Origin of the sequence: Rhizobacter sp., assembly GCA_021153565.1 — a bacterium.
GTDB lineage: Bacteria > Pseudomonadota > Gammaproteobacteria > Burkholderiales > Burkholderiaceae_C > Albitalea.
This window is the reverse complement of the sequence record JAJKJU010000083.1, coordinates 1-11,179: the sequence shown is the minus strand read 5'-3', so window position 1 is coordinate 11,179 and position 11,179 is coordinate 1. Positions and strand designations below refer to the sequence as shown.

The 11,179-nt window shown below is 63.1% G+C and carries 10 protein-coding genes; 1 reads left to right on the top strand and 9 read right to left on the bottom strand.

The features are described from left to right. Positions 1 to 376 precede the first annotated feature (376 nt). Positions 377 to 499, top strand: coding sequence for a hypothetical protein (locus AC30NL_RS05410; RefSeq protein WP_489462991.1), 123 nt, complete (start codon positions 377 to 379; stop codon positions 497 to 499). A 24-nt stretch (positions 500 to 523) separates the two neighbouring features. Here AC30NL_RS05410 and AC30NL_RS05405 read toward each other — a convergent pair whose 3' ends face one another. From AC30NL_RS05405 to AC30NL_RS05365, 9 genes are all read right to left on the bottom strand, one after another. Continuing rightward, entirely contained in the window at positions 524 to 1,792 is a 1,269-nt protein-coding gene (locus AC30NL_RS05405; protein WP_489462990.1) for a response regulator, read from the bottom strand. A gap of 228 nt (positions 1,793 to 2,020) precedes the next feature. Continuing rightward, positions 2,021 to 3,115 (bottom strand): TonB family protein, encoded by a 1,095-nt coding sequence (locus AC30NL_RS05400; RefSeq protein WP_489462989.1) that lies wholly within the window; start codon positions 3,113 to 3,115, stop codon positions 2,021 to 2,023. Beyond that, entirely contained in the window at positions 3,115 to 3,606 is a 492-nt protein-coding gene (locus tag AC30NL_RS05395; RefSeq protein ID WP_489462988.1) for an ExbD/TolR family protein, read from the bottom strand. The genes AC30NL_RS05400 and AC30NL_RS05395 overlap by 1 nt, the downstream gene beginning before the upstream one ends. A gap of 12 nt (positions 3,607 to 3,618) precedes the next feature. Continuing rightward, complete coding sequence (locus tag AC30NL_RS05390) at positions 3,619 to 4,113, bottom strand: ExbD/TolR family protein (RefSeq protein ID WP_489462987.1); 495 nt, start codon at positions 4,111 to 4,113, stop codon at positions 3,619 to 3,621. Between the two features lie 46 nt (positions 4,114 to 4,159). Next, positions 4,160 to 4,813 (bottom strand): MotA/TolQ/ExbB proton channel family protein, encoded by a 654-nt coding sequence (locus AC30NL_RS05385; RefSeq protein WP_489462986.1) that lies wholly within the window; start codon positions 4,811 to 4,813, stop codon positions 4,160 to 4,162. Positions 4,814 to 4,858: 45 nt separating this feature from the next. After that, positions 4,859 to 5,206, bottom strand: coding sequence for a hypothetical protein (locus AC30NL_RS05380; protein ID WP_489462985.1), 348 nt, complete (start codon positions 5,204 to 5,206; stop codon positions 4,859 to 4,861). Beyond that, on the bottom strand, positions 5,203 to 8,508 hold the full coding sequence (locus tag AC30NL_RS05375) for a tetratricopeptide repeat protein (RefSeq protein WP_489462984.1): 3,306 nt from the start codon (positions 8,506 to 8,508) through the stop codon (positions 5,203 to 5,205). The genes AC30NL_RS05380 and AC30NL_RS05375 overlap by 4 nt, the downstream gene beginning before the upstream one ends. Before the next feature lie 4 nt (positions 8,509 to 8,512). Further along, on the bottom strand, positions 8,513 to 10,351 hold the full coding sequence (locus AC30NL_RS05370) for a tetratricopeptide repeat protein (protein WP_489462983.1): 1,839 nt from the start codon (positions 10,349 to 10,351) through the stop codon (positions 8,513 to 8,515). 63 nt (positions 10,352 to 10,414) lie between these two features. Further along, the coding region (locus tag AC30NL_RS05365; RefSeq protein ID WP_489462982.1) for a hypothetical protein at positions 10,415 to 11,179 on the bottom strand (765 nt) is incomplete at its 5' end.

Here is an 11,179-nt window from a genome sequence, read left to right as displayed (position 1 = left end):
GAACTTGTCATGCGTCAACCCCGCCTTCTTCAAACCTCGTAGGGGAAAAATTTGCTCCAACGGCCATCTTCCGCGTGTCCAGCGTACGTAAAGGTCAGCTCAACCTCAGGGAAAAATCCGCGTGGAAACGGTGACCGGCGGCCGCTACGCCCGCGCAAAGTTCGCCGGCATCTCAGAGACTGAGAGTATTTCGATCATGCCCGCTCATCACGCCAAAAGCCCCTTGCTCGTCGTTGCAAATGCTCGCCATAGCCAAGCTATGGCTGCGCTTTGCGCCTAGATCAAGCGCGCCTTTTGACGTGCTGCTCGGACACGTTCGAAATACTCTCAGCCGCTCAGTCGAGGTCCACTCCGCGTAGCAACGCTTCATGGCCGAATGGATGCCGACAGCGGCTACCAGGTCGACGACCGGCTCGCCTTCGAGCTTTACGGCAAGGACTTCGGAATGGACGAGAAGACCGGCACGCTCAATTCAACTGTTTGCTGTGCATGCCGGTGAAGCCGATGTAGCGGCCTTGGTGGCCTAGACCAGTGTACGGGCCTCGGTTTCGCTGACCTGCGCTTCACCGCTGCGCGTGTCGCTGCCCCGGTCCATTGCCTTTCGGATATGGGCCATGAGTTCGTCTTCCGGGTATGGCTTGCCGAGCAGGACGCTCACGCCGGCAAGTTTGGCCTCCTCGCAGTGCCGGTCGTTGGCGGCGGTGATCATGATGACGGGGATGTGCGCCGTGACGGGATTCTTTCGCACGTGGTGCGTCAGCGCGAAACCATCCATGCCAGGCATCTCGACATCGGTGATCACCACGTCGGGCATGTTGGCCTGGATCTGCTGGATCGCATCGAGCCCGTCGGTGGCATAGCACACCTTGTACTGGTGCTGCGCCAGCAGGCGGCCGGTCTTGATGCGAACGATCTTGGAATCGTCGGCGATCATGACCAGGGTTTGGTCGGGTGTCTTGGGTTGCGCGGCCGAGGCGGCCCGGCCGGATGCCCGCGCGCGGGTTTGTTGTTCGGCCTCGATGCGGGCAGCTTGAACGCGGGCCGCCTCTTCGGCAGCCAGTCGGGCAGATTCGATGCGTGAAGCTTCGGCCGCTGCAATGCGGGCAGCTTCCGCAAGAGCGGCACGTTCAGCAGCAGCACGCGCGGCCTCTTCGGCGGCAAGCCTCGCAGCCTCGATACGCGCGACTTCCTCGTCCCGCGCGGCTTTCTCGGCCGCAAGTCGGGTAGCTTCGGCACGAGCAACTTCCTGAGCTGCAAGGCGTTCAGCCTCGGCACGGGCGGCATCTTCCGCAAGCCGTGCAGCTTGTTCACGCTCTGCCTGTTCCGCAGCCGCACGTGCTGCCTCGATCCTGGCGGCCTCCGCCCGTTCAGCGTCGATACGGGCAGCTTCGGCACGAGCCAACTCCTCGGCGGCGAGACGGGCCTCTTCGGCGCGCTTCGCCTCTTGCGCAGTCCGGCGGGCAGCCTCGGCACGGGCCGAGTCTTGCGCGGCCCGCAGCGCTGCAGCAGCCCCCTCAGCCGCACGATTCGTTACTGCGACGCGCGCCGCTTCCTTCGCGGCAAGTTCAGCCGCTTCGGCCCGGGCAGCCTCTTCGGCCGCCGCCTTGCGACGAGCTTGCTGACGTGCAGCTTCTTCTGCCGCCAGGCGCTGCGTTTCGGCCCGAGCGGCTGCATCTGCCTTGATGCGCGATCGGTCTTTCGAGGTGGCGCGCTTGAAAACGCCATAACCCAGCCATGCCACCAAAAGGCAGACACCGAACCCCGCCAGGAACCACTGCAAGTACTCGTCCATGAATGTCACCCAACCACAGAGATTCTTCAAGCATAGGGGCGAACGCCGTCGAGTGCTTCGACCAACTGGCCTTCCTCCCCGACTATTTCTCAAACTCGCCCAATTCGCAAGCGACTGCGCCGGGAACGAACGCTGACACGGGGAGTCGCTTTGGGCGAGATATTTTTCCGGTCAGGCGGACCAGTTCACACAACAGGTGCGTCATCACATGATCCGTTCGGACTGGATTTATGACGGCAGCAAGTCCAGCGGCCAGGAGACCGTCATCTGGTCGACCTCCTTCGCGCCGAAGTCGAACTGCTTGATCCGCGCGAGCAGCTTGCTCTCCAGCTCATGGGCCTTGAGTTCGCTCGAAAGAACTCGGCAGTCCACGACCTGTCCCGACGGCGAGATCTTCAGCTCCAGCACCACCCTGCCCTGCAGCGCCGGCTCGTCGCGCAGCGCACGGTTGTAGATGGCGTAGAGGGCGCCCTTGTTGCGTTCGAACACGAGGCGGATGTCTTCAAGCGAGCGCGATGCCTTGCCCGAGTTGCCGCGGTGCACCGTGCCACCGCCGCCACCGCCCGTGCCAGCACCATCGCCCTTGCCACCGCGTGAGCCGCCGCCACCGGCCCCTCCACCACCACCGCCGCCCGCCGCCCCTTCCACCAACGTGGTCGCGCGACCTGCCAAGCCACCGCCGCCGGTATTGCGGCTGTAGCCGGCGGTGTTGATGCCGCCGCTGCCGCCCGCGGCATTGGACGTGATCAGCGCACGCGTGGGCAACCCGGGCTCATTGCCCGCTCCGACACCCGCGCCGACGCCGGTACCCACGCCCGGACCTTGCTTGATGTCCTTGTTCAACTGCACCGCCACGGGGGCGCTGTTCTGCATCTCCTGAATCTCGTTCTTCATGGCGAGCAGGCCGATGCCCGATGCCTTCCTGCGTGCGTTTTCCAGCGCTTCACCCGGTGGCTTGTTGGGCACCGGATTGCGCGCCTCAGGAACCGCAGCGGCCTTCTTGAGGGGCGCGGCTTTGACGGGTTCAGGCTTGCCGTCGTGCTTGACGGCCTCTTCCTTCATGCGTTCGGACTTGACCGCGGGCGCAGGAGGAGGTGGTGGCGGCGTCTCACGTTCGAGCACCAGCTTGGCAAGTCGCGGCGGAAGGTCCTGCGGGGCCGATCGATCGGGCTTCACGATCGGTATCCACGGCACCGTCACGAACAACACCAGGCACAGGCCCAGCACGCGTCGAAGAATGCGGTGATAGCGCGCTTCATCGTCGGTCGCGGTCGACCACGGCAGCACCGGCTCGCGGAATGAAACAGCAAGGGCGGCGCTCATCACGAGTCCTTCCTGCGCACCGCGAACGACACGTCGCTGAAATTCGCCCGCGCACAGGTCACCATGATCTTGCGCAAGAGGCTGTATGGGATGTCCTTGTCGCCCATGATGGTGATGGACTTGCCCTGCGCCGCGTTCTCCTTGCGGATCACCTGCCGATTCGCCTGCAGGTCGAGCTCTGCCTTCAGCGTGTCGATGAGGTCAGCCGGCTGGCTGATCACGTCCGCCACGTTCGCAACCTTGCGGCCGTCGACGATGATCTCCGCGGCGCTCACGACGACGACGACAGTTTCCTTCGGGCTTTTCTCGGCCACCGACGCAGGCAGCTGCACCGCCTTCGGGCTTGGCAGCAGCTCGACGCCGGTCGCGTTGGACAGCAGGAAGAAGATGAGAATGGTGAAGACGTCGATGAGCGACACGAGGTTCATGTCGACCATCGTCTGATTGCGGCTTTTGCGTTCGGCGCGCTTCTGAATTGGGGTCAGCTTCATGATCCCCTCGATCTACTTCTTGACGATCGGCGCGTCGCCGATCGAAATGTTGGGGAACAAGTCGGTGGAGATCAGCTTCGGCCCTTGCGACGTCTTCGTCACGCGTATCACGTCCATCACTTGCACGAGCGAGTCGTACGAGGTGTTGGGTTGGGCGAGCAGCGTGGCGTCGAGCTTGTCCGGGAACTTCACCTTGATCTGATACATCAACGCCGACAGCGACGTGAGGTCGTAGCCCTTGTCGGTATTCGGAATGCGCTTGATGAGGCCGCCGATGCGGTCCCCGACCTCGATGGCATCGGGTCGCAGCACCACTTCGAGCTTGAGATCCTCGGCCTTCAGTTGCTCGGACGAACCCGACGACTGCGCCGGCAGCGACAGGTCGATGACCGCCAGGCGTGTGAACACCGCCGTCGACAACAGGAAGGGCACAAGCACCACGATCAGGTTGATGAACGCAGTGATCTCGAGATGGGCCGCATGCTTTCGCAGGCGTCTGACACGCATGGTCAACTCTCCTGTCGAGCCAATCGGATAAGAGCAAGGCGGCTCATCACTTCGTCGCCGACTGTTCAGCCCTGATGCGCTGCACGTGGTTCAGGAAGCTGATCTTGGCGGCCTCGAGGCCGTCCACGATCTCCGCAGTCTTCGATTGCAGGAAAGAGTGGATCAAGAGGAACGGGATCGCGACCATCAGCGCGAAGGCAGTGTTGTTCATCGCAATCGAGATCGAGGCCGACAACATCTCGGCCTTCTCTGCCGGGTTGACCTGCGCCACCGCCGTGAAGCCTTTGATCAAGCCGATGATGGTGCCCAACAGCCCCACCAGCGTGATGACGTTGGCGAAGGTCGCGATGTAGTGCGTGCGCTTTTCAAGGCGCGGCACGATTTCCATCATCCCTTCTTCCATCGCCGCGTCGAGGTCTTCGCGGCGACCGGGGCTTTGCATGCGCGCGAGACCATAGCTCACGATCTTGCCGATGGCGGCATCTGACTTCTCCGTCACGCGATGCACTTCCTTGAACTGCCCTTGTTGCAGCATGGGCAACACCTGCGCCCACACCTTGCGGTTTTCGCTGCGCGCACGACTGAGGATCGTGAAGCGCTCAATGGCGATCGCCAGGCCCATGGCCATGATCAAGATGCTCGGGTAGATGAACAACCCGCAATCCTGGAAGAATTTCACTGCTGTCTGGAACGCATTCATTTCTCTATCTCCGATACCAACTGTTTGAATCGTGGCGGGTAAAAACTACCTGCTGGCCGGCGGCGTCACTTGCGGCACTGCGGCTGCCTGCGCAGAGCGCGCCTGGGTCGACGCGTCGTACTGCACCTGCCGACGAAACACGTCGCGATCGACCGGGGCCATGGCCTCGTCGAGCACGCTCACCAAGGGTCGGCCCGAGAGGTCGCCCGGCATGGGCTTCTTCCAGGGCACGATATACAAGACCTTCGGCAGTTCGCGGTTGCCGATGATTCGTGTGCGGTCGATGTCCGCGCGGTCTTGCGCAAAGGAAGGTGTCGCGAACGTCGCTGCGGCTGCCGCCATTGCTGCAACTGCCGCCATGGCGGGCAGCCGGCTTATGGATCTCTGCGTCATGCCTTCTCCTTCTTGCCTGCAGTCATCGGCGCTTGCTTGCGATTCTTCAGGTCCGCGATCCACTTGCTTACCAAAGGATCGCCGCCCGGCGTGAGCGCAAGATAGCGGTCATACAGCTCCAGCGCGCGCTTGCCGTCCCACAAGTACATGTCATTGAGGATGGCGAGATTGAGCACAGCCATCGCGTAGTTCTCATCAATCGCGATCGCGCGTTCGTAGGCGTCGCGCGCCTTGGCGAACTGGCCGTTCTGGCGGTAGCTGACTCCAAGCTGGTTCAAGTAGACGGGTTGCTTCGGATTGGCCTCTACGGCCCTTTCGAAATCTGCCACGGCTTCGGGCAGCTTGCCGGCCTGGCGATCGACCACTCCTTCGCTGCGTTCGACCTTGCCGTAGCGCACCGGCCGCATTTCACGCAGCGCCGTGAAGCTGTCCTTGACCCACTTGTCGTAGATGCCGTCGGCGGCACGACGCGCATTCACCTCGTGCAGTTCCATGGACTTCTCTTCGAATGGATAGGCCTGCTCTTCGAGCATCACGTTGTATTGCTCGAGCTCGATCTTCGACAGCTTCTTGGGCCGCTGTGACGACATCAAGGCCTTGCCGAAGTCTTGATAGACGGTGGCGATGTAATAAGTCGCAGCCGTCGACACATCGGCCACGCCGTAGTCGGATGCGACGGCATAGGCCTTCAAGACCTCTTCCATCTTGGCCTTCTTGAGCTTCAACTGCCGGGCCAAAGGTTCGACCAGTTGAATCTTCTTGTAGTCGTTGAGCACAGGCTCGGCCATCGTGAGCGCCGCGGTCGCGCCGAGGTAGCGCGTGCGGTTGGTGCGGGCACTGCCGCCGGCTTGGTCGACCTGGAAGATTTCCTTCATCAAGGCGAACTCACGGGCGGCGTTGCCGTCTTGCTTGGCCAGCCCCGCAAGGCGCAAGCGTGCTTCGACAGCAGGTTCGAGCGGATTGGGGTACTGCTTCACGTATTGCGTGTAGGCCTTGGTGGCCGGCCCACGCGAACCGCCTTTCTCGTACAGCTCGGCGGCCTGCCACAGTGCATCACGAGCGACGTTCGGGTCCTTGCTTCCGGCAGAGATGCGCTCGAGCTCCGCCGCCGCCGGCGCCCACTGCTGCTTCTCGATGTAGGCCACGGCCAGCTTGCTACCCACTTCGGATTGAAGCGGATGGCTCGGGAAGCGTGTGCGGAAGTCTTCCAAGGTTCGCGCGGCAGCGTCCCAATCCTTCAAGCCGATGAGGGCGGCGGCAGCGTCGTACTGCGCCGTCGCACGAACCGAGGATTGCGGTGCCACCGTCGCGGCTCGCGTGAAGTGTCCGACGGCCTCGCGTGCCTTGCCTTCAGCGCGGGCCCTTTCACCCTGCTTGTAGACCGAGGCGGCGAGACGCTCGACGAGGTCGTTGCGTCCGGCTTCCTTCTCCGGCGTCAGTGCAAGCACTTCGCCGTAGGCCTGTTCGGCCTTGTCGAACGCGCCGCGGTCGAAGGCCGTGTGCGCCACCACCGTCCATGCAACACGGCGCTGTACGGGTGCGGCAGGCGGTTGCAGCGCAAGCACCTGCTGGGCCACGGTCGACGCTTGCTCCATGTCCTTCAACGCGTAGAGCTTCTCTGCCGCGTTGGTCAGCACCGGGCCCGTGCGCGGATCCGCGTTGAATTCCTTGGCAAAGCGCAAGGCACTCGCGACGCTCGCCTTCTGCAAGGCAGGCATGTCTGCCGGCGCTGCGCGCTTCTCTTGCTGCGCATCACCAAGCAATGCCGCATAGCCGGCATCTGCGCTCTTGTCGTGCTTCGGATACTGGTACGCCGTCTTCTCGTACTCCACGCTTGCCTCGGCGAACTTGCTGTCTTCGTACAGCAGCTCGGCCAGCAGGAAGTTGTTCTGCGCCGTGGCCGGATCGCTCGGGAAGGACGCGATATAGGCGCGGTACCAGCGCACCGCTTCCTGGTAGTCGGCAGAGCTCTTGCTCTTCTGCGCCGTGGCATGGTGGTAGCGCGCCAGCTCGGTGAGGTGGGTCTTCACCAGCGGCTGCGCGTTTGCCCAGCCAGCCGGATTGGCCTTGCGGAATTCACTGCCTGCGCCGTAGGTGGACACGTAGTCCTTTTTCGCATCGAGCGCCAGCGTGCCGAAGCCCGATTCCTGGTAGGTATCGATGACACGCGCTTGCAGCACCGGCGCCTGAGCATGCAGCGGATGCAGCTTCACGAAGGTGCCGAAGGTGTCGGCTGCGTCTTTCACCCGCTCCTGCCTGATGTAGAAATCGCCGAGCTGCTGGTACACGCGGAATTCATAGGAGCGCCGCGCGTCCGAATTGATGTAGGGCGGAATCGACTCCGCACCCTTCAGGTTCGCCAGCGAGATGCTCGTCACGCGGAAGGTGTCTTCCACCAGCTCGCGGTCGGCGCGCGACAAGTCTGGCAGGGTGTCGAGCGCCGCATCGCTTTCGCGATTCGCCACCGTCAGGTCCAGCACGCCGAAGAATGGGTTCAGGGCCTCTTCGAGCCGCCCCTGCTTGAAGAGCGACCATCCCTGCATGTACAGCGCCCGCTGCTGATACGGATTGCTCGCGTCGCCCTTGAGCACGGTGGCATAGGCCTGCTCGGACTTCACATAGTCTCGCGTGGTGAACAGCAGTTCCCCGCGGCGGAAGTGCGCTTCGTCGCGGTAGGCGGTATTCGGGTAAAGCACGACCAGTTGGTCGAGCGTCTTGAGCGCGACTTCGAGTTGGCCGTTTTGCTCATAGGCACGCGCCAATTGATACAGAACGCGGTCGTTGCCCGGATCCTCCGGATAGGTCTTGAGATAGTCCTGGTATCGCGCGATCGCGACCTTGTAGTCGGGGCCAGCCGCCGCCTGGCCCGTGGCGCTGCGGTTGTCGGCGCTGTCCATCTCAAGGTCGCCGAGCCGGCGCATCGCTTCGTTGCGCTGGGGCGCATGCGGCGCGGTGTCGAGGAACTTGCGATACGCGGCGATGGCCTTCTCTTCACTGCCTTCGATGCCCTTGTCCTTGTCGATGGCGATCTGTCGCGTGGACAGGGTCTTGAGCGTCGGCTCGTTGTCGGGCGTCGAGGCGGTGCGCTTGCCGACCAGGGACGAACATGCCCCGAGGCTTGCGCAGACGATGAGCAGCGCCAGTGTCGCGTCAAGCCTCAAGTGTCGTTTGATCGCGCCGCTGTCGCAGCGCAGCGCAAAGCGCGCCGACGAGTCATGGCCGTCGCTATGGCGAGGAGGTGCAACGCCGCAATGCGCTTCGAGAGCAAGCGAGCAGCCGACACTTGAGGCTTGACGCGACACCAGGCTACGGCTTGATCGCATCATCTGCATCCCGCGATGGGTTGGCCCGGTCGTACAACTGCGCGACCGCGAAGCGCGCCTGAGTGGCGTATTCGGCAAGACGTTCCTTCTGGCGTGTGAGTTCGGCAACGGCAATTTCCTGCACCACCTGCTGCTGTTCCTTGCTGAGCGCGGCCACACGCGGAATCAACGCCTGGATGCGCTTGTCGAGCTCGACGATGCGCTGGGCGTATTTCTCGTGGCGGGCGGGCTCGTCCTTTTGTGCCTGCGCCAAGGCGGCATCGCGGCGACGCGCCTCATCAAGTGCCGTGTCGATGATCTTCATGCCCTTTTGCGCGTCCCACAGTCGAGCCGCGTATTGATCAGCGAGCCGCCAAGTGAGAGCACCGCTGGCCAGACGCGCCCGTTCACGCGCTGCGTTCATCTCGGCGTCTTCGCCCGCCTGCTTCAGGATGGACTGCACGCTGTCGATGCGCGCAAGAAGATCGAGCTCTTTCTCGTTGGCGAAGGCGACCCCGTCTTGCCTTTCTTGCGCCCGCGCCATCTCCTTGGCGAGATCGTCGCGGCGCTTTTGCAGGGCTTCGATCCCGATGACCCGAGCCTTCTCGAGTACCTTGGGCAGGCGCTCGGCGTAGGCATTGCGGCGGTTCGCCAACATGTCGCCGAAGACGCCCAGCTTGTCTTTCCAGTCTTGCAGATTGCGCGAGAGGAACTGCAGGTCGCGCAAGTTCTTGAAGGCTTCCTGGAACTCGTGCTGCGCAAGCACCTGTGTGAGGTGGCCGGCATGAGTCATCTCGGGCAGGCTGCCGATCTTCCAGAACCAGCCCATCTCATCGCCGGGGTTGCTTTCCAGCAATCCCTCGACGAACTTGCCTGCACGAATGGCGGCAATGGATTCGTCCAGACCGGCGCTTTCCTTGTCGAAGACCTCGATGGCGTCGGTGTATTGCTGCAGCGCTTGGCTGTAGGCACCGAGCGCTGCATACGCATAAGGCACTGCGATGCGGGCTTCGAGTACCGCCGAATCGCTCACGTCGCGCTGGGCGAGTTCGGTCCAGGGCACAAGCGCCTGCCGGGGCTGCTTGAGCGCATCAGCCGCCCACCCGAAACCCAGCAAGGCCTTGTTCGACTGCATGCCGTTCAGGCGCACGCGCTCCAGGTAGGTTCGCGCGTTCTCGGCACGGTTTTCCTGCAACGCGGTGAAGCCGAGCGCGACGTTGGCCTTGTCGCGCAGGCTGCGTGACTCTTCGTTCGCGGCGGGCGCGCGGCCCAGTTCGTCGAGCATGGCCGTGCCGCGCAAGCTGTCGCCGCTCTTGATGAGTGCGACAGCAAGGTTGAAGCGCGCGTATCGGCTCGCGTCCTTGGCAGTGGCCATCGCGTTCAGCGCTTTAGCCGCACCGGCGAAATCACCGCGCGCCATCAGCATGTTGGCCTTCAGCAGGCCACGGTCTTCTTCGAACTCGGGTGGCAGATGATTCTCGATGCGGTTCATCGCATCCTCTGCCTCGGCCAGGAAGCCGCGCTGATAGCGGATCTTGGCGAGGAAGTACCAGGCGCGGTCGCGCACCGCCGGCTTCGCGCCCGTCTCGATCAGCTTGGCGAAGATCTCGCCCGCTTCGCGGTGCAAGCCGTAGGACAGCAGCATGCCGCCGCGCAAGATTTCCGCTTCATCCGCGTGATGCGGCATGCGTTCGAAATGCTGCGACACCATCAGGCTTGTGATCGAGCTGAAGTAGCGGTCTTGGAAGAAGTGGAAAAGACCGTCGCCGTAGTGCGGGTCCTGCACGGTGTGTGGCGGCGCATCCGCTGCGGCGCGCACGCCGCCCGCGAACGCCGACGCCACCGCTGCAGCGACAGCGAGCGAGCGCAGGGCTTTCCTCAAAATGGGCCGGGACTGCATGTACGTTTACTGCCAGACCTTGACTTCAAACTCGGGTTGCAGCTTCTTGCTCGAATCCTTGATCTGCAGCTCGATGTACTTCGGCTCCGTCGACTTGTCGAACTTGACCGTCGTGCCGCGCTTGTAGTCGCGATCGTGCGGACCTTTGCCGGTGAAGAAAGCCACGATCTCGTGCTTGCCTGCGCGCAGGTTGCCGAGGTATACGCGCTGCACGCCGCCGCGATGCAGTGCCTGCACTTCGAGCGGGGTGTAGAGGTAGTTGGTGACGACCTTGTCGTCGAGCTTCACCTGCACGGAATCGAGCGAGAACATCACACCCACGTCCATGGACACGAAGAGGGCGACTTGCGTGCTGGCAGGGAACAGCAGTTCTTCTTCCAGTACCAGGAGATCGCGGTTGAGACGAATCACATCGCCCTTCACGTCCTGCACGCGGTTGTCGAGGCTTGCAGCCGATGCAGCCAGCGTCGGTGCGTCGGCGACCACAGGCGTGCTGGCCGCACCCGCGGGAACCGGTGCATCGGCACCCCAAGCAGACGCTATCGAACCTGCGGAGAGCACGAACGAAAGGGCCAAGATCTTGAGGGTATGGGTCGGAATAACTTTCCGGGTTCGTTCATGCTTCACCGGCCCCCCTTCGGGCTCCACTTGCTCCCTCTCGGGCAGCATCCGCTCCCGTTCGGGCAGCATCCGCTCCCGTTCTGGCTGCACCCACTCCCGTTCGGGCTGCACCCACTCCCGTTCGGGCTGCACCCACTCCCGTTCGGGCTG

Excerpts from the sequence above, each read along its gene's own strand:
- AC30NL_RS05410 (WP_489462991.1), top strand. The coding sequence starts at position 377 with ATGGATGCCGACAGCGGCTACCAGGTCGACGACCGGCTCGCCTTCGAG.
- AC30NL_RS05405 (WP_489462990.1), bottom strand. The coding sequence starts at position 1,792 with ATGGACGAGTACTTGCAGTGGTTCCTGGCGGGGTTCGGTGTCTGCCTT.
- AC30NL_RS05400 (WP_489462989.1), bottom strand. The coding sequence starts at position 3,115 with ATGAGCGCCGCCCTTGCTGTTTCATTCCGCGAGCCGGTGCTGCCGTGG.
- AC30NL_RS05395 (WP_489462988.1), bottom strand. The coding sequence starts at position 3,606 with ATGAAGCTGACCCCAATTCAGAAGCGCGCCGAACGCAAAAGCCGCAAT.
- AC30NL_RS05390 (WP_489462987.1), bottom strand. The coding sequence starts at position 4,113 with ATGCGTGTCAGACGCCTGCGAAAGCATGCGGCCCATCTCGAGATCACT.
- AC30NL_RS05385 (WP_489462986.1), bottom strand. The coding sequence starts at position 4,813 with ATGAATGCGTTCCAGACAGCAGTGAAATTCTTCCAGGATTGCGGGTTG.
- AC30NL_RS05380 (WP_489462985.1), bottom strand. The coding sequence starts at position 5,206 with ATGACGCAGAGATCCATAAGCCGGCTGCCCGCCATGGCGGCAGTTGCA.